The organism is Roseibium sp., assembly GCF_965233565.1.
Lineage (GTDB): Bacteria > Pseudomonadota > Alphaproteobacteria > Rhizobiales > Stappiaceae > Roseibium.
Map to the genome: position 1 here is coordinate 2,788,080 of NZ_OZ247494.1, position 24,887 is coordinate 2,812,966.

The window sequence follows — 24,887 nt, forward strand, 5'->3', positions numbered from 1 at the left end:
CCCCAGCGGTGAGGCGGTGGCGGAAAAGCCAACCACCCTCCCGAGGAGGCACCTCATTGTGCCGCCGTCATCCGCAAGAAGCTGTGGAGTTTTAGGAAACCCTGGAGAAGCGGTATCCGGCCATTCAGAACACCGGCCTTACTGCCCTGCGCTGCGCCTTGCATGCTCGATCAGTGCAGCAATGCGCGCCACCTGCTTTTCTTCCGAAACCGGAGGTTCTCGCTCCGGTCCGCCATACATGCGCTCACGGCGCTGGCGGATCTTCTTGCGCTGATAATCGCTGATCACGTCCGGCAATTCGACGCCGGCCCGGTCGATATTGATCAGAACCCGCTGCAGATCGGGGACCAACTCGGAGGAGATCGTGAACTTGGCGCCGTCGCTGCGCTTGAACACCAGCGTCTTGGTGCTTTGAGCACCATTCAGGAGAACGGCGGACCGTGGCCCGCTGGAGCCGATTGTCGACTGAAACCAGGCCACCCAGCCCGAAGCTTCCCATTGCCGGACGTCGATTGTTTTCAGATCCTCATACATCACCCGGACCTTGAGACCGAACTGGGTAAATTCGAAGCCGTTGCTCAGGAAACGGACCCAGGAGGTTTCCTGGCGAACTGCGACCGTGAACAGCACCAGTGAAAGTGACGCCGGGCCTAGACAGATCAGGGCCGCAAGGGCAGCCGCTCCGCCCCAGGCGCTCATGCCGATCAGCGCGATGGAAAAGAACACGATGCCGAGAACCATGCCAATGGCGTCAAGCGTGACGACCGAAGGCTCGCAGACCGGCTTGACGGCCCCTGACGGTGCCTTCGGCCGTGGCAAGGCCGCATAGATTCCCCCCGCCGCGACCAGACAAAGAAGGCTGCTCAGCACGGATATGAAGAAATAACCACCGACAATGCCGAGAACGCTCAGACAGAGCGGCAACACCCGACGAACAAATTCAAGTTTAGCTGTTTTGCCCACACCGCTCTCCATGCGTTCAAACAGGTAAAACCGATACGAACTAAAGGGAGACTTCCTGATTCTTCTATTGAATCAACTGGGCCTACTCAAATCAAGCAAACGTTCAAACTATCCAAAATCAATGTAACCAAGCCGCAAACCGCAGCCGGAACACTTTAGGTCAAATTGGAAACAATGGCCGCTCAGGACGCTTTGCGTTCACGCTCCATGAAGCTGAACATGTCACGGACCTTCCCGAACTTCGGCGTATCCAGCTCCAGGAACTCGTGCATGACAGTGTCAATATCGTCTGCATTGAACGGCTTCTTCAAGAACCCTGAAATACCGACAAAGGCCGCTGAGCGTTCCAGATAGGAGGTCTCGTTGGTCGACATCATGTAAATGCCGATCTTGCTGGACAGGTCCCGGATGGAACCCGCCAGCTCGATGCCGTCAACACCCGGCATATGGAAATCGGTGAGCACCAGCTTGAACTTGCCGGAGGCCAGGGCACGCAAGGCGGCCTGAGCACTGTCCGCTTCTGAAATCTCGAAATCGAACCGGCTGTTCTCCAGGATTTTCCGGGTCAGCTTGCGCATGGTCGCACTGTCATCGACGATCAGGATCGGATAGGTCGTCGTCATGGTCATATAGGTGGCGATAACTTCGGAAACGTCTTCCTGCCTGAACGGCTTGCGCAGGAAATGATAGGCGCCGAACTGCTTGAACACGGTTTCCGCCCGAGCATCCAGATCACTCGACATAGCCACCGTGAGACAGTCGATCGATTTCGTGTCGCGCATGGCAGCAACCACTTCCGGACCGTTGAGCCCGGGCATGTTGATGTCGACAAATGCAATATCGACTTGTTTGCGTTTCAGGAGCTCCAGCGCAGACTGGCCATTGTCCACATTGTCGACTTCGATGTAGCGGTTGTTCCGATGCGGTTTGATGCCTTCGTTGACAACTTCGCGCGCGATGGCGCTGTCGTCTGCGACGAGAACGCGGATCATTTTGTGCAGCAAGGTCTCTTACCTCTTGGGTACCACGCGCTCAGGGCTGTGAGGCTTGTCTAAATTGACAAGTATAATAGCTAAACAATTGTATATTTTTGGTTACTGCGACTTGTATTACAAATTTCAACCTGAGATAGACATACACTTTACATGAACCACCAAATATATCGTAATGTGCTCGCAAATTATTAGTGAAATATACTGATGCAAACTCGACTAATCGGTCAATTTTTCACATTCACCGACTCAGAGCCTACTCCGTCAGCGGACGATCATCCTGCGTTTCCTCGGAAAACCGGAACTCTGCATGAGGACCCAGAATTGCCCTCATCCGGCCATCAAGGCGCATCTTCAGGATGAGCGGGTTGACGGCTGAAATAAACTGTCTGCCCGTTTCCGTGTCGTGGCAGATGAAGGTCACCTTGAAGCGCAGCTTTTTGACCGGCAGCGGACTGACATGGAGAGCATCCGGCTTGTTCAGCTCTTCGAGTGCAAGTGCCGTGTCCGGATGGTGCCCAAGAAACGCATCGATGCGATTAAGCTCAAGCATCCGGATCAACTGTTCTTCTGAATCGATCGCAAGAAACCTGTCTGCATTGGGTCCCAGCGGCTGGACTGCGCCGGACCCTCGAATGTAACCGACACGCTCCGGTGCAAAATCGCCGATCTCAATGTTCCCCGGCCGTTTGCTGCGCGTGTAAAGTCGCAGCGAAACCACATCCACCTGTTCTGAAGACAACAGCGTGTCGGCTTTGCTCCCGATCCTCAGCGCTCTGATATTGGTCGGGAACAGACAGGAGGACGGATCCTGCAGGAAATTCGTCTTGGACCGTACCAGTGGACCCGGTTTCAGCGACACCCTGACAGCGATGTCCTGCATCAGTTCCTTGAGGAAACCGTCATATTGCTGGCCGGTGCCAGGGACCAGTCGGTGTGGCAGCTGGTTGAGGTAAAGCGTGACATCTTCGGCGGCACGTGCAGTGGGGACAGTTGCCGGGCAGGCAAGCCAGACAAAAGACAAGAAGAGCCCGAAGCCCGCTTTGCCCAAGCCAAAGATCATGTTCCAAGTCTGCCTTTCACAGCGGTGCCTTGCAAGTTGTCTTCGTGGAAAGCTCGCAACTTGATTCCATGGCTTTCTTTATGCCTTGGCCGCGCACCTGGCGTTCATTTCCGGCCGCCCTAACGTCAGCTTGTGAATTTGTCCAGTTGAGATTGCAGAAAAACACCGAGATGTGGCCAATTCGCTGAGAACTACTTGATTAAGGGCCCGTTCTCTTCCGATCGATCCGTTTCGAACAGGTCAGCGTGCGGACCCAGGATTTCCTCCAGACGGCCGCTGCGGCGCAGCGCTCGGATCCGCGGATTGATGGATTTCAGAAATCGCTCACCGGTCTCATTGTCGTGACAGACAAACGAAACCCGAAATTCAAGGTTCTTGAACGGCAGTGCAGCTGCGTGAAGCGCGCCGGGTTTTCCGAGATCGTCCAGAGCCAGGGCCGTGTCCGGATGGTGCCCCAGAAAGGCATCCAGGCGCCCGAGTTCGAGCATGGAAATCAGTTGTTCTTCCGAATTGATTGCCCGAAACCGCTCCGCGTTCGGTCCCAGGAGATGAAGCGCACCGGAGCCCCGGATATAACCGACCCGTTCGGGTGCAAAGTCCTCGAGCGTTGCCCCGACATTGTTTTGACGCGCGGTGTAGAGGCGCACTGAAACAATGTCCACGGTCTCCAGCGCGACAACTTCCGACGCTTTGTCACCCATATTGAGCGCAACGACATTCGCCGGAAAGACGCAGGACCCCGGATCGGCCTTGAACAGTGCCGTGGTGCGCTTGAGAGGCGCCAGTTGCCGGTCGACGCTGATATTTGCTCCAGCAAGCAGTTCCTCAACCAGAAGCGCGTATTGCCGGCTGGCGTCTTCCGTCAGCCTGTGTGGCAGGTAACTGAGATGAAGGCGGATCTCTTCAGCAGCAGAGGCCTGCCCCTTGCATGCGGCAATCGCAAGCCAGGAAAACAGGAAGACCAGCGATTGGAGCCGGAGCGCGGATCTCAGAACCATTCCCAAGCTTGCCCTGCGTCAGATCTGCATTCAAGAAGCATTCACAAGTTTTCGCCGAGTTCCTGTTCAAGCGCTTGTTCTTGCCTCAGCTCTTGAAAGCAGCGCGGAATGCCGTAGTGCAAAAGAAAAGAGCAGGTGAGACGAACTGGAAGCGCATTCAACCAGGCCGAAAGCCATCAGCTCAACAAAGAGTGGTACAGGTGAGCGGAGCGAACTGAAACCGCGCTCAAGCAGGCCGAAGGCCGATAGCGCAAGAAAAGGTGGTGCCGCTGAAGGGACTCGAACCCCCGACCCCATCATTACGAATGACGTGCTCTACCATCTGAGCTACAGCGGCTTGTTCCGGAATGGACCGGACATCGCGCAATCTGCGCGGCGACTCGAGCAAGGCCCGAGTGCGCCGCTAATTACCGGAGCTTGACGTCAGATGCAAGCGCCGATTGCCGGTTTCCCGACCGAAGTTCATGCGCCTCGCAACAGAGGCGGTAGGACCGTGCATTCCAACGAACTGCAACGATAGCCGCTAGTTGAAAAACCTGGGCCGCGGCGTTTTGGGAGCCTTGTCGTCGTCCTCGTCATCCGGGCCGGGATCATCCGGCATGCGCGACAGCGGAAATTCAATCGGCCGGTTCATGTCATCCTTGCCGGCAGCCTTTTCATCCTTTTCGTCCTTGCCGCTTTCCTCGGAGTTTGCAGATGCCACGCTGGAACCATCCGCCTCAGCTTTGCTGTCCGGTTTTGGATCGGCAACAGGGTCGGACTTTGGTGCGTCGGCTTTTTCACCTGCTTTTTCCGGCGCCTCAGCCAAAGTCGGCTCTGCGGCCGCACTTGCGGCATCAGGCAGGTTTGACAGGGACGGACTGTATTTGACGTCATCCGTCGTGCCTTCATAGCCCTGCTTACCGGTCGGCGCTTTTGGCGAAGTTTCCTTTGCGGATGCCTTGACGCTGTCTACCGGCTCAGCCTCCAGCACGACAGCCTCGGTAACGTCCTCAACCGGTTCGGCTGTTGAACCGGCGGCGACAGTCGGTGCCGCAGGAGCCGGACTGCTGGCCGGCAAGGCCGGAGCGTCAAACAGGCTGTCTTCCAGCACAGCGCCTTCGCTATCGGCAAGACTTTCCGGCGTTACCCACTGAAAGGCGTCAATACGTCCGGTAACGGGCGACACGGCCTGCCAGTCGGCGGAGATGACACCATCCGCCATCCAGACCTTGTCCATCGGGGCCGTCACCGCACGGGCGAGCCAGTCCCGCATCCGGCCCTTGTCGCCATGTTCGGCTTCTTCAAGTTCCGCCATCAGCACAAAGGCCTGCCGGGTGGGTTCGGACTGCAGCACCTTTTTCAGCTGCTTGCGCGCCTCGTCAAATTCCCGCGCCTCGATGGCAGCTCGGGCAATCGCAATCGCCCCCTCCCCGGTGTTGGCCCGCTGTGCCGACAGAGCTTTAACCCGCTTCAACCGGTCGACGGCGGCATCGCCCGTGCGAACATGTGCATAGGTCTCGGCGAGATCCGGATGGGGATTAAGCCGCCATGTCGCTTCCAGTACCTTGGACGCCTTGCGGATGTCGCCGCGGCGGGTCGCAAGCCGAGACGTGACGACCGATGCCGGCACCAGATCGAGCGCAAGCCCATGCGCTTCCTTGGCCAGCGAGAAGGCGCGCTCCGGCTCGCCGTCTTCGAGTTTTTGCGCCAGCGCCGTCAGGATGACCGCGCGTTGACGGCGGTAGGACTTCTTGTCCAGTAGCTTGGCGGCGTAGTTGCGTTCCAGCGTTTTCAGCGCCTCGTCCCAGTGATGGGCAACAGCCTGGTAGCCGAGCACCGCCTTGCCGGCCCACTCCAGCCCGGGCGCTGTCTTTGCGGCTTCTTCCGCGTAGTGGCGTGCGGCCACGGGTTCCTTGTGACGTTCCGCTTCGACAAACAGACCATGCAGCCCAAGCGCCTTGGTTGCCGGATCCTCCAGCATCGCTTCAAACCGCTGCCGCGCCTCGTCGTCCCGGCCTGCAAGCTGCGCGGTCTGAGCCAGCAACAGCCGGGCCGCAGGTTCGTCTTCCAGCAGCCGGTCCGCATCAACCGCGTAGCGGCGCGCCAGCTTGGCATTGCCCGTGCCGAGCGCGATCAGGCCAAGCGACAGGGCGTTGTAGCCCTTGTCCTTGCGCCGGCGGCGAAAAAAGCGGCTGGCAATCTGCGGTGACTTGAGAACGACCCGGATCGCCCAGACCACGGCCAGGAAGATGGCCAGCAGCACGGCAACCACCACGGCGACAATCGCGGGCGATTGCTCCCAGATATCCGTGCCGACCTGCTCGCCGTTTTCATAGACCGGCCAGGAGATCTGGATCGTCCCCGGCAGATCCGCCATCCAGGCAAAGCCCATGGCGGCGAGAAACAAGAGGCCGAAAAAGAACAGAACGCGGATCATTCAGTTCGCTCCCTGCGACGGCCGGACAATTCCGGCGCTTGATTTCCTTGTCCGTCGGAAAGTCTTCCGGCGGACACTCAACTGTCTTTGTTCGCCAGCGCGTTCAGCACTTCTTGCGAAGCCTTATCCGTCAGGCTGTCCACTTCAACGCGGGCTTCGGCGCGGGCAGCCCAGTCGCTGGCAGCCGCCTGTCCGGCTTCCGGCAGTTCCTTGTAGGCCGCCAGGGCGGACGCAAGATCGCCGGATTTCACCGCATTTTCCATACGCTGCAATGCGGCGTTCGGCCCGTCGCCACTGCCACTGCCCGACCGGCGCACGGTGATCAGCGACTGCGCACTGGTCAGAAGGCTATCCAGGACATCGCCGGAGCGGTCCGGCTCGGAAAAGGTCTGGTAGACCTTGCGCGCAACCGGCGGAAACTGTGCGATCAGAACGGAGACCGGTTCGACACCTGTCTTGGCATGGGCTTCGAGCGCCGCCAGATCGATGTCGGACGGCAGTCCGGCCTTCACCGCCGCCAATTCGGTTTCGTAGGGACGGCCGGAATCAACCGCGGACTTGAGCGCGGAGACAGACAGCGCCCGGGCCGCAACCTCGCGTGCCGTTGCATCGCCCATTGTGGCTTCGACCGCTGCCAGTCTCTTGGAGATGGCATCCAGCTCGGCACGAACGCTTTCCAGCGCGGCCGTGTTGGCGGCACCGACGGACTTGATGTCCGCGGACAGGCTGGACAGCGTCTCGGTCGCACGGGCCTGGCTGTCTGCCAGGGTCTTCAACGACACGTCTGAGGTGGACACCGCCGTTTGGGCGGCCTTGGCCGTTGCTTCGGTGTTGGACAGCCGGGTTTCGACATCGCTCAGAGATGATTTCAGATCACTCAGCTGGGTCTCAAGACCGGTCACAGAACCGGACAGCTTGTCCGCTTCCGAAGACGCCGTCGTGGTACTCGTCTCCAGTTCGGTCAGCTTTTTCTCCAGCGGCGACAGATCGACAGGCGCCTGGGACTGGGAGGACGTTTCAAGAGCTGCAATCCGCTCCTCGAGCGGCTTCAGGTCAACGGGTGTGCCGTCACCACTGTTACCGGACACGGATGACAGGTCGCTGCGCAGACCTTCCATGTCCTGTTTCAGCGCCTCGACGGCCGGCGCGAGATCGGAGGAAGCAGCAGAGGCCGCCTCGGAGAGCTTGCCTTCCAGCTCCGTCACCTTGCCTTCCAGCGCCGACACGGCGGTGCCGACATCCTGGCTGGAGACACTGGCGGTGACATCGCCGAGTTTGGCCTCCAGGTCGGCGATCTTGCTTTCAGCTGCGCTCAGCGCGCTGGTCAGTTGCTGGTTCTGCTCCGGGTTGAGCTTGACCAGCCCGGCCTGATACAGGCCAAACCCGCCCCCAAGCACCAGAATTCCGCCAATGACGGCTGCAATGAGGACACCAAAGGCACCGACGCCGCCGCGCTCTTCGGCGGCCGGCGGGTTGGAAAAGGAGGTCGAGCCAGAGGAGCGTGAGGCACTCGAAGTGCTGGAGCTGCTGCTGGATGACGAGCTCGGCCGGCTGGACGGGGAACTTGTCGTGCTCCCCGTGGAAGACGGTTTGCCCGAAGACGAGGTCGACGTGCTTTTCGTGTCCGCAGACTTGCCGGCTGCGGACGCGGCAGACGTTGAGCTCGAAGCTGAGGACGTTGCGCTTGTCGTCCCGCCTGGGCGGGTTGAACTTTGGCTGGACGATCCTGTCGGCGGTGTTCCGGAGCGGCTGCTAGATGCGGTGCTGGCACTGCTCGAGGCGGGCTTGCTGTCTGCACCGGCACCACCTGGCTTGGCGCCGCCTGCGGAGGTGCTGGAGGGCGAACCGGAAATTCCCGGTTTGTCGCCTACTTTTTCGGCCGTCAGATCGATGGTGACCGGACGCTTGGACGAGCCGCTGGAAGTCGTCGAGCTGCTGCCGGATTTATCGGAAGATCCAGCACCGCTTCCCCCTGAGGAAGATGTCCCGCCCGAAGATTTTTTGTCCGTCGCCATCTCATCTCCTCCTGAACCCTACCGGTCCCAAGACCTTCACTATACACACCTCTTTGCGAAGCGGTACCGCTGCGGCAAAGTCTTTTGCGCGCTGCAAAAGAACGACTCCCCCGGATCTGGTTAACACTGTGTTAACGCCAGATCCAGCAGCGCGTTTTCATTTGGCGCGGCCGCCACTTTCACACGCATTCCGTTTGAAAGCGGTGCACCCGCCCGCTGCGACAGGGCGTAGACCGTCAACTTGGGCAAAATGTGGTCAAGCCGGTGCCCCCGAAGCAACCCGGCCAAGGCTTCTGCCGTACGTTTCGAATAGATCAGAATGCCGTCATATGCGGCATCCTTCAGCGCCTTCAGAACCGGGTCCGGCAGGTCCGGCACCGGATCCATCCGGTAAATGGCAACAGTCCGGCAGGAGACATTTCCTGCTTCCAGCAGACCTTCAAGATCTCCGGCCCGGTCGGTGGCCGCCGGATAAAGAACCCTGCCGCCGCCGAGGTCCTCCTTCCTGTCGAGAATCAGCAGCGCAAGCGCTGCGACATCTCCCTGGGCCGACAGAACAGTGTCGAACCCGGCGTCTCGGGCAGCGTCCGCCGTGGCCTTACCAACCGCAAATACCGGCAGACCGCGCAGGGCGCCAATTTGAGGATGGCCTGTCAAGACGGCGACCGTGCGCCGGCTTGATATGGCAAGTGCTGCAACATTTGCGAGATCGAGTTCAGCCGGGGCAATGTCGATTTGCCGCAGCAACGGTGCCTCGTCGGCAACGTGTCCCAGCGCCCGCAATCGCTCCGCCGTGCGTCTGCAATCCGGTTCAGGCCGGGTGACCAGCAGCCGCATCTTCGGATCAGCCCTCCGCCAGGAAGCCCGGACCCATCCGGGTTTTCAGGTCTTCGCCAACCGACCGGCCAATCCGGACAGCATCCTCGACAGGACCGCTTGCGGACGATTCATGCGCTTCCGAGCCGTCCGGCTTCAGGACAACGCCCTTCAGGGTCAAGGTGCCGCCATCCACCGTTGCCAGGCCGCCGATCGGCGTCCGGCAGGATCCGTCGAGCACGGCCAGAAACGCCCGCTCTGCATCGAGCCGGACCTGGGTCGACCTGTCGTGAATGGCGGCCAGCAGCGTCAGCGTCGCATCATCACCTTCGCGACTCTCGATGCAGATCGCGCCCTGCCCAACGGCCGGCAGGAACGTTTCGATTTCCAGAAGGCTGGTGATCTCCGATTCAAGACCAAGACGCCTGAGGCCCGCGGCAGCCAGCAAGGTTGCATCGACGGCGCCTTCAGACAGCTTGCGCAGGCGAGTCTGCAGATTGCCGCGATACATGACCACCTCGATGTCGGGACGCAGCCGCTTGATCATCGCCTGTCGGCGAAGCGAACTGGACCCGACCACCGCACCTTGGGGCAGATCGGTCAGCGTTTTCGCCTTGGGAGACAGGAAGGCATCGCGCACGTCTTCGCGCGGCAGAAACGCCGTCAAGGCCAGCCCCTCTGGCAGGACAGTCGGCATGTCCTTGGAGGAATGCACGGCAATATCGATGCGCTTGTCGAGCAGCGCCTCCTCGATTTCCTTGGTGAAAAGCCCCTTGCCGCCGACTTCGGACAGCGGCCGGTCCTGGATCTGGTCGCCGGAGGTCTTGATGACAACGATCTCGAACGCGTCTTCGGAAAGCGCGTGGGCGGCCATCAGCCGATCTCGGGTTTCGTGAGCCTGTGCCAGCGCCAGCGCGCTGCCCCGGGTGCCGATGCGCAAAGGATTTGATTGCAAGGTTTACCGTCCAGATGCTACGCCCGGCAGGACGCCGGACATATGTTTGTTCTTTGATACCTGTCCTATCACAGGCCACCGCACCGATACCAATGACTTCAGTCAATTCGAAAGACAATGCGACCAAACTGACGGTCCTGGGAATTGAGACGAGTTGCGATGAAACCGCGGCGGCCGTCGTGCGAGGTCCTGGGGACCGGACAATCCTGTCCAGCACCATCCGTTCGCAGATCGACGAGCACACGGAGTTCGGCGGTGTCGTTCCGGAAATCGCTGCCCGCGCCCATATCGAGATTCTCGATCGGATCGTTGCGGAGGCCATGAACGAGGCCGGGTGTGACTGGGACGACATCGACGCGGTCGCGGCCACCGCCGGCCCTGGTCTCATCGGCGGCGTGATTGTCGGCTTCATGACCGCCAAGGCAATTGCCATGGCCGCCGACAAACCCCTTGTCGGGGTCAATCACCTGGAAGGCCATGCCCTGACGGCCCGCCTGACCGACGATCTGGACTTCCCGTTCCTGCTGCTGCTGGTCTCCGGCGGCCACAGCCAGTTCCTGCTGGTACGCGGCGTCGGCGACTATGAACGGCTCGGCACCACCATTGATGACGCCATTGGTGAAGCCTTCGACAAGACGGCCAAGCTGCTTGGCCTGCCTTATCCGGGCGGCCCCCATGTTGAAAAAATGGCGGTGAGTGGCGACGTCACCCGGTTCAGGCTGCCGCGGCCTCTGCTTGATCGGCCCGGCCTCGACATGTCCTTTGCCGGTCTGAAAACGGCCCTTCGGACCCAGGCCAAGAAGCTGGAGCCCGTGGACGACCAGACGATCGCGGATCTGTGCGCCGCCTTCCAGCGGGCGGTTTCCGATGTCCTGGCGGCCCGCACCAAATCGGCCCTGGAGCTCTTCAGCACCCGCCACCCGGAGGCCGAGCCGGTGATCGTGGTAGCCGGTGGCGTTGCCGCAAACCAGGAAATCCGCCGCAGCCTGCTGGCAGCAGCTGATGAAGCCGGAGCACGGTTCGTCGCCCCGCCTCTCAACCTGTGTACCGACAATGCCGCGATGATTGCCTGGGCCGGCATCGAGCGCCTGCAACAGGGGCCGGTCGACGACATGGCGCTTGCGCCGCGCCCGCGCTGGCCACTGGATTCGGCCAATGCCGGCGTGCTCGGCGCGGGCAAGAAAGGCGCGAAGGTCTGACCGGGACGAGTTAGCCAACCACGCGGTGGCCACGCCCGGCCATGCAGTTCATGACAATCTGCTTGCGTTCGCCATGGGCCTTGACCGCGCCTCCGCCGGCACCAATGGCACCCCCTGCCAGTGCACCAACCACCGCACCGCCCGGCGCCGTATTGTCCTCTGCTTCGACGGCGCCGAGAACACCGCCAATGGCGGCCCCGGCAAGCGCGGCCATCTTGGTCTCGTCATTGAAGAGCCCGCGCTGCTCGGCCAGCTGTTTGCACTGTGCGAGATCGTTTTCATAGGCATAGCCGAGTGGGCCATCGACGATCGGCCGGTAATTCGAGCCGGTCTGCCCGCAGGCCGTCAGTCCGAAGAGAATCGCAAAAGGCGTAAGGAACATCGGGTTCGAGAAAGGTGTTTTCAAAGGAACGCTCCAAAGTGGTCAATCCACCGCCGGTCCGGGCGGACGCCGCGTATCTAGGGAACCTCAACCGGTAAATCAACAAATAATTATTGTTTTGCGATAATTTTTCTAACTTGAAAATGAACTCTCACCCAGTCTTCGAAGAAATAGACCAGCAAATTCACACGCTTGCCCTTTTTCCGCACCGCCCAGCCTGCTACGAAGCGGCAGGCAGCAACGAGGACTGTTTTTTAAAGATGCGCGTCTATCACAAGGCCTATGTCTACCTGACCTGCGGTACCGACCTCCTCGTGTTCGACGAGCCGGACACGCCCTGGCTTGGATTGCAGGTTCCAGGCGGCACGGTGGACCCGGGCGAAAGCTTCCTGCACGGCGCGATGAGAGAATTTGCCGAAGAGACCGGGCTTGATCTGGACGTCGCCTTCGAACAGTTCTCCAGCCAGGATCTCCCCTTCGAGACGATGCCTGCCACAGGCCAGTTCAAGGCGCCTTCAGGCAGACCGCTGAAGGGACGCCATATCCGGCGCAACTACCATGTCTGCCTGCAGAACCGGCCCAGGGACAGCTGGGAACATTTCGAGATGCATCCGAGCAATGGCGGTGATCCGATTCGGTTTCGCTTCTTCTGGATTGACCTCTTTGGCCCCAAAGCCGAGGACCGGGAAAACTTCTTTGCTGCCTTCGGCGAGCCCTTGGAAACGCTGCGCAGCAAACTGCCGAACCAGAGAAAAGCCGCCTGAACCCGTTTAATGTCAAGGACTTGACTTTGCAGATCTACCATAAGGCCTACGTCTACCTTACCTGCGGATCAGAACTGCTCGTTTTTGACGAGCCGGATTTTCCGGACGTCGGGCTGCAGGTTCCCGGCGGCACGCTCAACGCTGGCGAAAGCTACCTGATCGCTGCCCGGCGCGAATTTGCCGAGGAGACCGGACTTTCATTGGATATCGCGCTCGAATCGTTCGCCGATCAGGATCGTATCTTCGAAAATGTTCTCCATTGTCTCGACGGCGTGCATCGACAGCGGCATTTTCACGGCCGGATCCGGAAAAAGCCTGCGACAGAATGGGAACATTTCGAAACCTCACCAAGCTCGGGCGGTCCACCGATCAGGTTCCGCCTGTTCTGGGTTGATCTGTTCGCAAAGGATGCACCTGCCGAGACCCTCTTTTTTGAAGGTTTTGGAGCGCCACTTGAAACACTACGGACGCGCATGGAAGGGCAGATCGATGGGGGCCATTAAGACGGTCGGCGTCATTGGTGGCGGCGCCTGGGGCACGGCTCTGGCCCTGACGGCTGCGCGCGCAGGCCGGGACGTCCGGCTATGGGCGCGGGATCCCGGCACCGTCTCTGAAATCCGCGCAAGACGCCAGAACCCGCGCTATCTGCCCGGCATCACCTTTGACGAGGACTTGTCAGCGACGAGCTCTCTCGATGACGTTGCCGATGCCGATGCCCTTCTGCTGGTGACACCGGCCCAGACCACACGTGCCATGCTGGGCGCGTTGAAGAAGACGGAAAAGGTGCGCGGTCCCCTTGTCCTGTGTGCAAAGGGCATTGAACAATCCTCCGGCCTGCTCCTGTCCAAGGTTCTGGGTGAGGAACTGCCAGGCATTGAGCCGGGCATTCTTTCCGGCCCGAGCTTCGCCGACGATGTGGCGCGCGGCCTGCCAACCGCTGTTACTGTGGCTGCGAACTCGGCCAAGACGGCCCTCAGCCTCTGCGAAGCGCTGCAATCGCCCTGTTTCAGGCCTTATGCGTCCATCGACATTCTCGGCGCCCAGATCGGCGGCTCCCTGAAGAACGTTCTGGCAATTGCCTGTGGTGCCGTTGTCGGCCGCAAGCTTGGCGCCAGTGCCCAGGCGGCCCTGACAGCGCGCGGCTTTGCCGAACTCACCCGGCTGGGCACCGCCATGGGGGCCCAGGGCGAAACCCTGACCGGGCTCTCCGGCCTCGGGGATCTGGTCCTGACCTGCTCGTCCAGCCAGTCCCGCAACTTTTCGTTCGGTCTCCGGCTGGGCGAAGGCTTCAAGGCCTCGGAACTGATTTCGGCCGGCGGCAAACTTGCCGAAGGCGCTTATTCTGCCCGCGTGGCCGTCAAACTGGCGCGCAAATACGAAGTGGATGTGCCGATCTGCGAGACCGTTGCCCAGATGATCGACGAGGACCTCAGTATCGACGACGCCCTCAATACGCTGATGGCCCGGCCGTTGAAATCCGAGACGGAAGGACTTTGAAACGGCGGCACCTCCGCGCAATGTCTCCCGATATCCATCAGGCGCACGGCCAGTTTTCCGTCACCCGTTTTCCCTCCGCGCATCCTTCTCGCCAGACGGCAAACAGAAGGCTTCAAACTAACCGTGAAACGCTCTAGGTTCGACCCAGAATCGTTAACTCGGGAACCATTTCATGCTCTATGCCCTGATCTGCACCGACAAGCCCGGTGCATTGCAGACGCGCCTCGACAACCGCGCGGCCCATATCGACTTTCTGAAAGGCCTGGGCGACAGCCTCAAGGCCGCCGGTCCGTTCCTTGATGATGACGGCAAAATGACCGGCTCTCTCGTGGTGATCGAAGCGGCCAACCGCGACGAGATCCTCGCCATTTCCCAGGAAGATCCATATGCGAAAGCGGATCTCTTCGAGAGTGTCGAAATCCGCCCCTGGAACTGGGCCATCAAGAATCCGGAGATCTCGTAAGTGCAGTACTGGCTGATCAAATCCGAACCGGACAAATGGTCCTGGGAGCAGCAGAAGGCCAAGGGCGACGAAGGCGAACAGTGGGACGGCATCCGCAATTACCAGGCGCGCAACAACATGCGGGCCATGGAAATCGGCGACAAGGCGTTTTTCTACCATTCCAACATCGGCAAGGAAGTGGTCGGCATCGTCGAGGTCTGCAGCGAGATCCATCCGGACACCACCACCGACGACCCGCGCTGGGAATGCGTGGACTTCAAGGCTGTGCGCGACATGCCCAGTCCCGTGACCCTCGCCCAGGTCAAGGCTGAACCGCGCCTTGAAAAGATGTCGCTGGTCACCTCCATGCGTCTGTCGGTCCAGCCGGTCACCGAAGAGGAATGGAAGGTTGTCTGCGAAATGGGCGGGCTGAAAGAACCCGCCTGAGATGCCGGAGATCGAGGATCCGGTTGCCTTCATCCGCAGAGAAACCCGGGTCAAGCCCGTCCCGCATGCTGAGGAAATCCGCCTCCACCTTGCCGACGAGGCCATGGACCTGTGGCAGAAGACGGAAGAAGAGCTTGGCGAGCTCGGCCTGCCGCCCCCCTTCTGGGCCTTTGCCTGGGCGGGCGGTCAGGGCCTGGCCCGCTACATTCTCGACACACCGGACCTGGTCAGGGGCAAGCGTGTTGTGGATTTTGCCTGCGGCTCCGGTCTCGTCGGCATTGCCGCCATGCTGGCGGGCGCAAGTGCCTGCCATGCCGTGGATATCGATCCGTTTGCGCTTGTGGCAACCAGCCTCAATGCGGCGGAGAACGGGGTTACCCTGACGATCGAAACAGCCGACATCACAGAGGCTGCCGTACCGCAGGCCGACCTGGTGATTTGCGGCGATGTCTTCTACGACAGGGCCATGGCCGATCGAGTCCTTCCGTTTCTGGATCGGTTGCTGGAGGCCGGTACGGATGTGCTGGTTGGCGATCCGGGGCGCTCCTACCTGCCGAAAGACCGCCTTGAAGAACTGGCGGCTTACACAGTCCCGGTGGTCGGCGCACTGGAAGACAACGAGATCAAACGCACCGGAGTGTATCGGTTGGCGAAAAAATAATGCGCCCGCACCAGCCAGAGAGAAACAGACTGGTGCCGTTGTGGGAATGTGATCACTTTTTTCTTCAGCCCCACTTCCCCTTTTTGCAGCTTGCGATAGGTTAGCCGCTTGAATGCCTATCCCGCCTTCGTTTCGTATCTTCAGGAGTCCTTCATGCCCATCGTTAATCGCCTTGCAGATCTGGCCGACGAGATCACCGCGTGGCGTCGCGACATTCACGAAAACCCGGAGGTCCTTTACGAGACGGTGCGTACGGCGGAAAAGGTCTCCGAGCTGCTGCAAAGCTTTGGCGTTGACGAGATTGCGACCGGTATCGGCAAGACCGGTGTGGTCGGCGTGATCAAGGGCCGCAACGGCGGTGCCGGCAAGACCATCGGCCTGCGCGCCGACATGGATGCCCTGCCGATCGAAGAAGCGACCGGCAAGGACTACGCCTCCAAGATCCCGGGCAAGATGCATGCCTGCGGCCATGACGGTCACACCGCCATGCTGCTGGGCGCTGCCAAATATCTCTCCGAGACCCGCAATTTCGACGGCACGGTGGTGGTGATCTTCCAGCCGGCCGAAGAAGGCGGGGCCGGCGCCAAGGCCATGATCGACGACGGTCTGATGACCCGCTGGCCGATAGAGGAAGTTTATGGCATGCACAATTTCCCGGGCATGCCGGTGGGCGAATTTGCCATCCGCAAGGGCCCGATCATGGCTGCCACAGACGAATTCCGCATCGAGATCACCGGCAAGGGCGGCCATGCGGCCAAACCGCATGAAACCATCGATCCGATTGTCGTCGGCACCCAGATGGTTTCCGCCCTGCAGACCATTGCCAGCCGCAATGCCAATCCGCTCGACTCGGTCGTCGTCTCCGTGACCGTGTTCCAGGCCGGCAATGCGTTCAATGTCATTCCGCAGGAAGTGCTCCTGCGTGGCACGGTCCGCACCCTGAGCCCGGAAATGCGGGACCTCGCGCAGGCCCGCATGGAGACCATCGTTTCCTCAGTTGCCGATACGTTCGGTGCCAAGGCGGTGCTTGAATTCCGTCGCGGCTATCCGGTCACGGCCAACCACGACGAACAGACGGATTTTGCCGCCGAGATTGCAGAGGGTATCGCCGGTGTCGGCAAGGTCAACCGCAACATCGATCCGATGATGGGCGGCGAGGATTTCTCCTACATGCTGGAAGAGCGCCCGGGCGCCTTCATCTTTGCCGGCAACGGCAACAGCGCCGGCCTCCACCATCCTGAATATGATTTCAACGACGAGCTGATCCCGGTCGGCTGTTCCTATTGGGTCAAACTGGTCGAAACGGCTCTGCCTGCGGCTGCCTGAGAGAGCCACAGGTAGGGTTAAGCGATCAGGGTACAGGCGACCTGCCAAGTCCGCCGTCAAGCCTGCCGGGTGAGCCGACAGTTCACCCGGCTCGACCTGCGCGTATCCTGCTGAGCGATACAGGCGTGATACCCAGATAGGCTGCAATCTCAATTTGCGTGAGCTGCCTTGCAAGCCCGGGAGAGCCACGCAGGAACTTTTCGTATCGTTCTGCAGCGCTGAGACAGAGGAAATCGTATTCGCGTTCCTCATTCCGAAGCGCGAGGCGGCGGAACATTTGATTGGAGAACCTGAGCATTGCCGGATCGCTGTCCGTGAGTTCCCTGAACTTGTGGGCCGGCAACTCTTCGACTTCGACATCCGTTAGACAAATAGCTGAAAACCGAGACGGCTCCCCGGCGAGCGTACATGTCATGGAGGCAAAAATCGCCCCCGTTTCAAGGAACGATTTCGTATAGCTGGAACCGCTGCGCGTAACATATATCAATTTGATCAAGCCGGACGTGATCTTGTAAATATTCTTGTTGAATTCACCCTGCTGAATGACGCTTTCCGAAGTATTGAACCGTTTTCTTTGAATAAATTCCTCGACCGGACTCATGTCGACACCTGCAGACAGCAGCGTTTCCCGGAAGCTCATTGATTCTTATCCTATGATAATTCGAGCGTTTGGCGATTGTGCTAAGCAGTTCTCACATAGGTTCTAGATCTCAAGTTGCCAACGACCGGGCGACACCCGGCCTGCCGGTTTTTCCTTAGATCACCAAACAGCGCGTCCAACCTGCACAACGTGCCGGGTGCCTTTCGTGTGAGCTTGACCTTGCGCGCTGCCACCGCCCGGAGCGTTGAGAAGAAAGGCAAATGTATGAAGCTCAACGTGAATGGTTCCCTGCACGACATCCCGGAAACCTGGCAGGATGAAACACTGCTTTCAACATTGCGCGAGCTCCTGGGTCTTGTCGGCGCAAAATTTGGCTGTGGGCACGGAGATTGCGGAGCCTGTGTGGTTCATGTCGATGGCAAAGCGATGCGAAGCTGTCAGATGCAGGTTTCAGAGGCCTTTCCGGCACATATCCGAACCCTGGAAGGCCTCGCGGGGGCGAATGGCGGGCTTCACCCGGTCCAGCGCGCCTGGCTCGACGAAAGAGTGGCCCAATGCGGTTACTGCCAGGCTGGACAGATCATGCAGGCCGTCGCGCTTTTGGAAGAAAACCCGGAACCGGACAAGCAATCGGTCGTAGAGCGAATGCGTTCCAATTTGTGTCGCTGCGGCACACAGGCCCGCATTTTCAAGGCAATTCATCGCGCCGCCAGTGAAATGCGAGGCAAGTCGTGATGTCAAAAGCAAAACGGCGGATAACGCGTCGAGGGCTGCTTAAAGGTGGCGCCGCTGCCGCAGCCGGCCTCACGCTCACCTATCTGGCAGGGCGCCGGTACTTCCCGGTTTTGCCCTCGCTCGCGACGCCCGACTTCCAGGAAGCGGCCTGGCTCAAGATCGGCGCCGATGGACAGGTTTCGATGCTGAGCCCGGTTCATGAAATGGGGCAAGGTTCGTCTCTCGGCCTCGCCCAGATCGTGGCGGAAGAGCTCAATGTCGACAGCAGCAATGTGGAAGTGGAGTTCCCCTCAACCAGTGACGTTCCGCATATGCGCTTCACGACTGGCAGCCAGGCGATTGCCCTGCATGCACGCCCGCTTGCCGATGCCGCGGCGCAGTTGCGCGAAGAGCTCCGGCGCAGGGCTGCGTCCGTCGCCGGGACGACCCCCGATCGGCTAGACGACGCGGTCGGGGGGTTTCAGGAAAGAAGCGGTGCTTTCATTTCCTATGCGGACGCGCTTGAAGGGGTTGATCTCATCCTGTCGGCAGACAAATTGCCGCCAGCCGCCTCTTACGCGTTCGACCCTGAACGCGAAAAGCGGCAAATCGGCCGGGTCGCGCTTCAGGTACAGGCCGAAGAGATCGTCACCGGCGCCCCGGTCTTTGCCGGCGACATCCGGCGGCCGAACATGGCATTCGGACGGGCCGTTCAAGCGCCCTCGCCGGATGCCCGCATCCGGGATGTTGCCCGGAATGACGCACAGGACCTTCCGGGCGTTATCCAGGTTGTTGTCGACAAACCGCGCGGCCTAGTCGGCGTGGTCGCCGAAACACCCGGCGCGCTGAACCGTGCCATGGACCTTGTTCAAGTGACCTGGGATCGGCCTGATCCCTATTCCGCTGCAGACATAGCGGCCATGATCGATGTCGACGCAGCACTCGCCAAAGGAAACCTTGAGCACGCGATCACTGACGACGATATGGATCTGTCTAATGATTGGACAGTCGACATGCGCTTTGACCAACCCGTGTTGCATCATGCGGCACAGGAGCCACGCACGGCGGTTGCGGAGTTCAGCCGGCGCGACGGGCGGGAGGTTGTCGATGTTTGGACCGGAACTCAGGACCAATTCGTCAACCGGAAAAAGGCGGCGACCGATCTTGGCTGGCCGGTAGACCGGGTCACGATCCATCCAATGCGCGTCGGAGGCGGGTTTGGTGGGCGTGTGCTTTACGATGTGGTGCGCGAAGCCGTGTTGCTGGCGCAACACGTGCAGCGCCCGGTCAAGGTTACGTGGTCCCGCGAAGACGAGTTCCTGGCGGACCGGACAAGGCCGCCCTCGTCGCATCGCTTGCAGATTCGCGCTGGCGGGAATGGCCGGATTACCGACTGGCGGCACGCCTGTGTGAGTGGCCATGTCCTTCTCACCGAACTGATGGCATCCGAACCGCTTCTCTCCGGCATGCGTATGGTCATGCATGATTTCGGCGCGGCCCGAAATCTCAAGCCGCCCTACAGGGCGATACGCCAGCGGATCGAGATGAGCGATGTGGAACTGCCGTTTCATGTTGGTGAATGGCGCTCACTCGGCGGCGGACCCAACAACTTTGCCATCGAATGTGCCATGGATGAACTCGCCAGAGCACTCAAGCTGGATCCGGTCGAAATTCGGTTGAGAAATCTCGGTCCGGACAAGGCACGCCTCAAAGCCTGTCTCGCAGAACTCAAATCGATGTGCGACAACCAGACTGTGCCGAGAACGGAAGGGTTTGGACGGGGGTTTTCCTGCGGCATCTATCAGGAACACAGCTTTGTCGCTGCCGCCTTTGATGTTGTCGTGGATCGCAACACGCGCATGATCCGGGTTGAGCGGTGCACCTTTGTCATGGATGTCGGCCTTGTCATAAGTCCGGACCAGGTCAGGGCGCAGATCGAAGGCTGCGCAATGATGGCAATCGGTCAGTTGCTGATGGAAGCTGCTCCCATCGAGGGAGGCGGCCTGGCGGCGCGCCGCTTCGGCGACTATCCGACACCGACGTTAGAACATGTCCCCAAGTTTGAAATTGCATTTATCGGCGACAGTGCAAGGGCGCCGGCCGGCGCCGGTCAGGCGCCTATGATCGCGACCGTTCCGGCCCTTGCAAACGCCGTGCGCGACGCAACCGGTTATCGGGCACTGAAGCTGCCCGTCAATTTCGACGAGCTGGCGTTTACGGCTGATGGCTAAAAACACTCCCGGCAGACCTGCGGGTACCGGACATATCAGTCGCCTGGAAGGGCAGTTCTGACTGACCAAGGACCTGGTGAGCCGGCGGCGAAAAACCGCGGCTCCCCTATCGCATTGCGACCGCGCCTTTTCCAGACGTGCGGCCCTGATTTACTTGCCTGCAAAATTCGGGTACGAGCTGAGGGTCTTTTTGAGCGTCTTCCAGGGCTCACTGAATGTCCTTATCTCCTTTCAAGCTTCCCTTTCTGCTGACCTATGTCCTGGTTGGCGCAATCGTCGGTGTTCTTGTCATCCATCCCTTGTACCTTGTGGTGTTCTGGTGGGAGTTGACGGATTTCTCTGAAACCGCGCCAACCTTGCCGGAAGTTCTTTCCGCGCGGCTCTGGCTGCTGCTGTTGCCGCGCCACTTCGATGATGCGCTTGCCTACAGTCTGGTGGGAGCCGTTGTCGGTCTGGCCTTCGGCGTCTTCTCCCGCAATTATCTGCGCACATCGCAGGCCTATCAGTCCCTGCGGGAAGAACAGACCGCACTCATCCCTGAACTCTTGAAACGGGGCGAAACCGACCGGGTCGAGTTCAAGTCCTCGCTGCGCTGGGACGTGCAGGAAAACCGCGTCAATCGCGGTCTTGAGAAGGTGATCGCCAAGACGCTTGCCGGCTTCTTCAACGCCGATGGCGGCAACCTGCTGATCGGGGTCGACGATGCCGGCCGGCCGCTTGGTCTGGACAAGGACCTATCCACCCTGAAGAGCCCTGACCTCGACGCCTTCGAACGCACGGTCAACGACATCGTTTCCAGATCCCTTGGCGGTGACCTGTGCCCCTATCTCCACACGGTGTTCGCCAAGGTCGACGGCAAGGATGTTGCCATGATCATCATCCGCCCGGCGCCGCGCGCCGTCTACATGGAGGAGAACAAGGCCTCCGTGCTCTATATTCGCAGCGGCAATTCCACCCGCAAGCTGGATGTGCGCGAGGCCATCAACTACGCCAAGAAAAGATGGTCGTAACGTGAGCGAACTGGGTCTCTCACTGTTTCCGGCCGAACTTCATGTCGCCGCCAGCCTGCTGCTTGTTGTGGTCAGCTTCTTTGCCTCGGCGCTGACAGCCGCCCTCGGCCTTGGCGGCGGCATCGCCATGATCGCGGTCATGGCCACCGTAATGCCTGCGAATGCCCTCGTCCCGGTTCATGGCGTCGTCCAGATCGGCTCCAATGCCGGCCGCGCGCTGGTGCAGATCAAGCATGTCGACTGGCTGATTGCGCTCTGGTTTTCAGCCGGTGCTGTTTTGGGTGCGGCGCTCGGCGGTTCCATCGCGGTTGAACTGCCCTCGGAAGTCCTGAGGACCGGGATCGGCCTATTTGTGCTCTGGGTGGTCTGGGGCAAACCGCCGAAACTCGCCAGAGCCCGCAAGCGCGCCATGGCCGTGGCGGGATTTCTCTCCACCTTTCTCTCCATGTTTTTCGGTGCGTCCGGACCGATTGGCGGTGCGGTTCTGTCGACCCTTGGACTGGAACGGCGTCAGTTTGTTGCCAACCAGGCAATCACCGCGCTGACCATGCATGTCTTCAAGATCATAGCCTTCGGCCTGCTTGGCTTCGCCTTTGCACCGTGGGCGGGGCTGATCGTCCTGATGATCGCCAGCGGTTTCCTCGGCACGCTGGCCGGCAGCCGGCTGCTCGGCAAGATGAACGAGGCAACCTTCAAGACCGGCTTCAAATGGGTCATGACGGCCCTTGCCCTGAACCTTCTCTGGCAGGCGGCGCGCGGCTGGCTGGCCGGATAGCCACGTTTCGCGCGCACTGTTTCCCCTCCACCTTCGTCATTGCAGGCCTGTCGCTGCAATCCAAGGCATGACCAAGCGACAAAAGTTCCGCTGGCGACCTCACCTGAGCCCGACATGCGGCAGGCTCTCAAGACGCCGCCAGGTCTGTTTGCGGCAGACAACCAGTGCACAGCCCCGGACCTTCAGCGTGTTGCGGTCGAGCACCTTGATGGTGCTGCGGAAGACCTGGCTTTTTCCCGGGATGGTGATTTCGCCGTCCCGCCATTCGGCACCCTGCGACCGAAACCCAGACAACATCTCCATGCCAAGGTAGGAGCCTGATGCCGGACCCCAGATCCAATCAAGCCGGCCGCAGAGTTCCATCGGCGCCTTGTCGCAGGGTTGCAGGCGCACCACGGCGCCATAGCCTTCCGTCACCCAACGCCCGGAGATCGTCTCCAGGGCGGCGGTTTCAGTCGCCTCCGCACGACCGGATCCGGAGAGCACGGCCGCGCAGAAGACGGAAGCAGCAATTGCGATCGACAGCGCAACCGGCCTTGCGCGCTTCATGGGCTCTGCCCGTACGGCCGCTGAAAAGTGTTTCAGGTAATCCGGATGTTCCGTCTTCATCAGACGGTCCCAGAACGTGAAATAGAGACCGTAGTTCCAGCCCGGTGAGGCATGGTGCAGGTCATGGTGGGTGACGGAGGTCAACCAGCCGAGAAGCGGTCTGCCGGCGCGTGTTGCCGGAAACAGTTCGACCCCGCAATGGCCGACCGTGTTGCGCACGATCATGTGCACCGAAAAGACGAACAGCGCGAGGTAGGAGACCGGCAGCAGCAGGATCAGGAGCGGGACATAGAGCCCGTGCAGAAAGGCCTCGCCCGTGTTGAAGGCAAAGGCGGTGAACGGCGTCGGGTTGAAGCTGCGGTGATGCAGATGATGCCAGCTCTGATAGAGCCGTTTGTCGTGCAGCAGCCGGTGCACCCAGTAGAACCATGTGTCATGGCCGACAATCAGCACCAACACCGAAATGCCGAAATAGAACCAGCCATGGGCGTCCGCCTCGCGGTAAACCTGCGTCCAGCCGGCCTTGACCGCCCAGACCGCGCCGAGACTGAGCATTGAAAAGACAAGAACGGATCGGATGGAGGCAAGGATTTCCCGCCGAACCTGCCCTTTCGGCGGCCAGGCGGGTCGGATCTTGCGCCGCTGCACCAGCGGTTTCAACAGCGTCCTGAGCAGCAAATGCAGCCCGGCAGCGGCGAGGATGTATCGCATGAATTCGCTTGTCGCAAGCTCGAGAAAGATCGCTGCAGATTGCACAAGAATGTCGTTGAACGGATGCATGTTTGTCTCCATCAAGAGGATCGATGGAGCACTTGTCCGCAAGGCGCCGTTGCAACGCGCGCCACTTGCAAAAAGAGCACTAATTTTTCGGTTTTGGCGCTCTTTTTTCAAGATCGGCGAACCTGGCGGCCCGGTACTCGGTCGGTGTCATGCCCGTTTCGGCCTTGAAGGCACGGTTGAAGGGGCCGACAGAACCGTAGCCAAGCTCCAGCGCTATCTGCACAATCTGGCCCCGGGCCTGGTTCGGATCGCCAAGAATGGTTTCCGCCTCGCGCAGACGGTAGCTGTTCAGAAAGGCCGTGAAGTTCCGATAGCCGAGCCCCTGATTGATCAGGACCCTCAATCGGTGTTCGGGAATGTCGAGCCCGGTGCCGAGCTTGCCGACCGTGAGGCCCTCTTCGCGATACCCGCCGCGCTCCATATGATCCAGAACCTTGTCCAGTTCGATCCGGTCGGGCGCGCTGAGCTGTCCCGCTTTTTCCCGAACGACAGGTTGCGAGGGCGGCGCGGATTTGAGACTGCCCTCGGCCGGAAACAATTCCCTGTTGACACGCAGCCCCCAGACCGCAAATCCGAAGGTGACGGAAAACAGCACCACCGGATGCAGGTCTATCAGGAGGGGTGGCAGCTCGGTCCAGCGATTGGCGATTTCCGCTGTTGTCGTGATCACGGAGATCAGCGGGATCAGTGTCGCGACCGCGAGCCGGAAGGCGCGCCGCCCCGGAACGAGGTCCCCCTGCCAGCCTCGAAGTGCCAGGAAGACCACGTGAAACAGCATCGCATAGATGGTCGCGCCGTGAATAACGGCCGCAGCATCATCGAGAAACCCGCCATCCCTCGGGATCTTCACAGTGAGGCAGAGCGCGATGATGGCTGCCGGCACCGCATCAATGGGCCTTAATCGAAATCTGTCCTTGAAAAGCGCGCGCGCAAACAGCCAGAACGCAACGGAGCCGAAGGAGGCGGTAACACCGAGCGCCAACTGGAGCGGGCCGAATAGCGCAAGTGAGTTCGGCGAAGAGGCTAGAATGTAGCAACAGGTGATCAACACGAAAGCCGCACCCAGCCGGGCTGTCAGACTGCGCCCTTCTGCCAGCCACAGGACGCCGAGCAGCAGACAGATCCCGGCAGCGCCCCCGCGCAATGCAAATTCAATGGCCAGCGACATGCCCCACCTTTCGTGCCGTTCTTGACCTTTCCGTAGGTCTTCATTGAGTTCTTCGCAACTGGCTTGCCTTGAAACACGGGTGCCGACGCGCTAACCCAACGCATCGGTTTAAAACAAATG

At 60.3% G+C, this 24,887-nt stretch carries 25 protein-coding genes and 1 tRNA gene; 13 read left to right on the plus strand and 13 right to left on the minus strand.

The annotated features are described in order from the left end of the window. Positions 1-138: 138 nt before the first annotated feature. From ACO6TG_RS12750 to ACO6TG_RS12780, 7 genes are all read right to left on the minus strand, one after another. Positions 139-963, minus strand: coding sequence for a hypothetical protein (locus tag ACO6TG_RS12750; RefSeq protein WP_422378509.1), 825 nt, complete (start codon positions 961-963; stop codon positions 139-141). Positions 964-1,145: 182 nt separating this feature from the next. After that, positions 1,146-1,967 carry a response regulator gene (locus ACO6TG_RS12755; protein WP_422378510.1) on the minus strand — a complete coding sequence of 274 codons (822 nt, stop codon included), beginning with the start codon at positions 1,965-1,967 and terminating at the stop codon, positions 1,146-1,148. Positions 1,968-2,211: 244 nt separating this feature from the next. Then, positions 2,212-3,018, minus strand: coding sequence for a hypothetical protein (locus ACO6TG_RS12760; protein ID WP_422378511.1), 807 nt, complete (start codon positions 3,016-3,018; stop codon positions 2,212-2,214). Between the two features lie 191 nt (positions 3,019-3,209). Continuing rightward, complete coding sequence (locus ACO6TG_RS12765; protein ID WP_422378512.1) at positions 3,210-4,016, minus strand: hypothetical protein; 807 nt, start codon at positions 4,014-4,016, stop codon at positions 3,210-3,212. Between the two features lie 261 nt (positions 4,017-4,277). Next, positions 4,278-4,353: transfer RNA gene (locus tag ACO6TG_RS12770), tRNA-Thr, on the minus strand. Positions 4,354-4,539: 186 nt separating this feature from the next. Then, complete coding sequence (locus tag ACO6TG_RS12775) at positions 4,540-6,435, minus strand: heme biosynthesis HemY N-terminal domain-containing protein (RefSeq protein ID WP_422378513.1); 1,896 nt, start codon at positions 6,433-6,435, stop codon at positions 4,540-4,542. 77 nt (positions 6,436-6,512) lie between these two features. Next, positions 6,513-7,832 carry a COG4223 family protein gene (locus tag ACO6TG_RS12780; RefSeq protein WP_422378514.1) on the minus strand — a complete coding sequence of 440 codons (1,320 nt, stop codon included), beginning with the start codon at positions 7,830-7,832 and terminating at the stop codon, positions 6,513-6,515. 25 nt (positions 7,833-7,857) lie between these two features. Between ACO6TG_RS12780 and ACO6TG_RS12785 the strand changes: the two genes are divergently transcribed. After that, on the plus strand, positions 7,858-8,574 hold the full coding sequence (locus ACO6TG_RS12785) for a hypothetical protein (protein ID WP_422378515.1): 717 nt from the start codon (positions 7,858-7,860) through the stop codon (positions 8,572-8,574). Here ACO6TG_RS12785 and ACO6TG_RS12790 read toward each other — a convergent pair. Together ACO6TG_RS12790 and hemC are read right to left on the minus strand one after the other, a co-directional pair. Beyond that, positions 8,571-9,287, minus strand: coding sequence for a uroporphyrinogen-III synthase (locus ACO6TG_RS12790; RefSeq protein WP_422378516.1), 717 nt, complete (start codon positions 9,285-9,287; stop codon positions 8,571-8,573). The genes ACO6TG_RS12785 and ACO6TG_RS12790 overlap by 4 nt on opposite strands. A 7-nt stretch (positions 9,288-9,294) precedes the next feature. Next, positions 9,295-10,221 carry a hydroxymethylbilane synthase gene (hemC, locus tag ACO6TG_RS12795; RefSeq protein WP_422378517.1) on the minus strand — a complete coding sequence of 309 codons (927 nt, stop codon included), beginning with the start codon at positions 10,219-10,221 and terminating at the stop codon, positions 9,295-9,297. A gap of 128 nt (positions 10,222-10,349) precedes the next feature. Here hemC and tsaD point away from each other — a divergent pair, with 128 nt between their 5' ends. Continuing rightward, on the plus strand, positions 10,350-11,420 hold the full coding sequence (tsaD, locus tag ACO6TG_RS12800) for a tRNA (adenosine(37)-N6)-threonylcarbamoyltransferase complex transferase subunit TsaD (protein ID WP_422378875.1): 1,071 nt from the start codon (positions 10,350-10,352) through the stop codon (positions 11,418-11,420). Positions 11,421-11,430: 10 nt separating this feature from the next. Here tsaD and ACO6TG_RS12805 read toward each other — a convergent pair whose 3' ends face one another. After that, positions 11,431-11,826, minus strand: coding sequence for a hypothetical protein (locus tag ACO6TG_RS12805; RefSeq protein WP_422378518.1), 396 nt, complete (start codon positions 11,824-11,826; stop codon positions 11,431-11,433). A gap of 236 nt (positions 11,827-12,062) precedes the next feature. On the opposite strand from ACO6TG_RS12805, the gene ACO6TG_RS12810 reads away from it, so the two are divergent. From ACO6TG_RS12810 to ACO6TG_RS12840, 7 genes are all read left to right on the plus strand, one after another. Continuing rightward, positions 12,063-12,566, plus strand: coding sequence for an NUDIX hydrolase (locus ACO6TG_RS12810; protein ID WP_422378519.1), 504 nt, complete (start codon positions 12,063-12,065; stop codon positions 12,564-12,566). Positions 12,567-12,586: 20 nt separating this feature from the next. Next, a complete protein-coding gene (locus ACO6TG_RS12815; RefSeq protein WP_422378520.1) occupies positions 12,587-13,069 on the plus strand; it encodes an NUDIX hydrolase in 483 nt (160 codons plus the stop codon). Next, positions 13,056-14,063, plus strand: a complete 1,008-nt coding sequence (locus ACO6TG_RS12820) for an NAD(P)H-dependent glycerol-3-phosphate dehydrogenase (RefSeq protein ID WP_422378521.1) — start codon at positions 13,056-13,058, stop codon at positions 14,061-14,063. The genes ACO6TG_RS12815 and ACO6TG_RS12820 overlap by 14 nt, the downstream gene beginning before the upstream one ends. A gap of 172 nt (positions 14,064-14,235) precedes the next feature. Then, positions 14,236-14,526: a YciI-like protein gene (locus ACO6TG_RS12825; protein ID WP_422378522.1), complete on the plus strand. Its 291-nt coding sequence runs from the start codon at positions 14,236-14,238 to the stop codon at positions 14,524-14,526. After that, positions 14,527-14,952 carry an EVE domain-containing protein gene (locus tag ACO6TG_RS12830; protein ID WP_094072716.1) on the plus strand — a complete coding sequence of 142 codons (426 nt, stop codon included), beginning with the start codon at positions 14,527-14,529 and terminating at the stop codon, positions 14,950-14,952. Position 14,953: 1 nt separating this feature from the next. Continuing rightward, the gene (locus ACO6TG_RS12835) at positions 14,954-15,613 is read left to right on the plus strand and encodes a class I SAM-dependent methyltransferase (protein ID WP_422378523.1); all 660 of its coding nucleotides are present in this window, start codon (positions 14,954-14,956) and stop codon (positions 15,611-15,613) included. A 153-nt stretch (positions 15,614-15,766) separates the two neighbouring features. Continuing rightward, positions 15,767-16,939: a M20 aminoacylase family protein gene (locus ACO6TG_RS12840; protein WP_422378524.1), complete on the plus strand. Its 1,173-nt coding sequence runs from the start codon at positions 15,767-15,769 to the stop codon at positions 16,937-16,939. An 82-nt stretch (positions 16,940-17,021) separates the two neighbouring features. Here ACO6TG_RS12840 and ACO6TG_RS12845 read toward each other — a convergent pair whose 3' ends face one another. Then, entirely contained in the window at positions 17,022-17,579 is a 558-nt protein-coding gene (locus ACO6TG_RS12845; protein WP_422378525.1) for a Crp/Fnr family transcriptional regulator, read from the minus strand. A gap of 225 nt (positions 17,580-17,804) precedes the next feature. Here ACO6TG_RS12845 and ACO6TG_RS12850 point away from each other — a divergent pair, with 225 nt between their 5' ends. From ACO6TG_RS12850 to ACO6TG_RS12865, 4 genes are all read left to right on the plus strand, one after another. Then, positions 17,805-18,275 (plus strand): (2Fe-2S)-binding protein, encoded by a 471-nt coding sequence (locus tag ACO6TG_RS12850; protein ID WP_422378526.1) that lies wholly within the window; start codon positions 17,805-17,807, stop codon positions 18,273-18,275. Beyond that, positions 18,275-20,485 carry a molybdopterin cofactor-binding domain-containing protein gene (locus ACO6TG_RS12855; protein WP_422378527.1) on the plus strand — a complete coding sequence of 737 codons (2,211 nt, stop codon included), beginning with the start codon at positions 18,275-18,277 and terminating at the stop codon, positions 20,483-20,485. Before ACO6TG_RS12850 ends, ACO6TG_RS12855 begins: the two co-directional genes overlap by 1 nt. Positions 20,486-20,700: 215 nt before the next feature. Further along, positions 20,701-21,495, plus strand: coding sequence for a helix-turn-helix domain-containing protein (locus ACO6TG_RS12860; protein ID WP_422378528.1), 795 nt, complete (start codon positions 20,701-20,703; stop codon positions 21,493-21,495). Between the two features lies 1 nt (position 21,496). Next, on the plus strand, positions 21,497-22,270 hold the full coding sequence (locus ACO6TG_RS12865) for a sulfite exporter TauE/SafE family protein (protein WP_422378529.1): 774 nt from the start codon (positions 21,497-21,499) through the stop codon (positions 22,268-22,270). Between the two features lie 99 nt (positions 22,271-22,369). Here the strand turns inward: ACO6TG_RS12865 and ACO6TG_RS12870 are convergent, their stop codons facing one another. Together ACO6TG_RS12870 and ACO6TG_RS12875 are read right to left on the minus strand one after the other, a co-directional pair. Further along, complete coding sequence (locus tag ACO6TG_RS12870) at positions 22,370-23,599, minus strand: sterol desaturase family protein (protein WP_422378530.1); 1,230 nt, start codon at positions 23,597-23,599, stop codon at positions 22,370-22,372. Between the two features lie 79 nt (positions 23,600-23,678). Next, complete coding sequence (locus ACO6TG_RS12875; protein WP_422378531.1) at positions 23,679-24,767, minus strand: helix-turn-helix domain-containing protein; 1,089 nt, start codon at positions 24,765-24,767, stop codon at positions 23,679-23,681. Positions 24,768-24,887 lie beyond the last annotated feature (120 nt).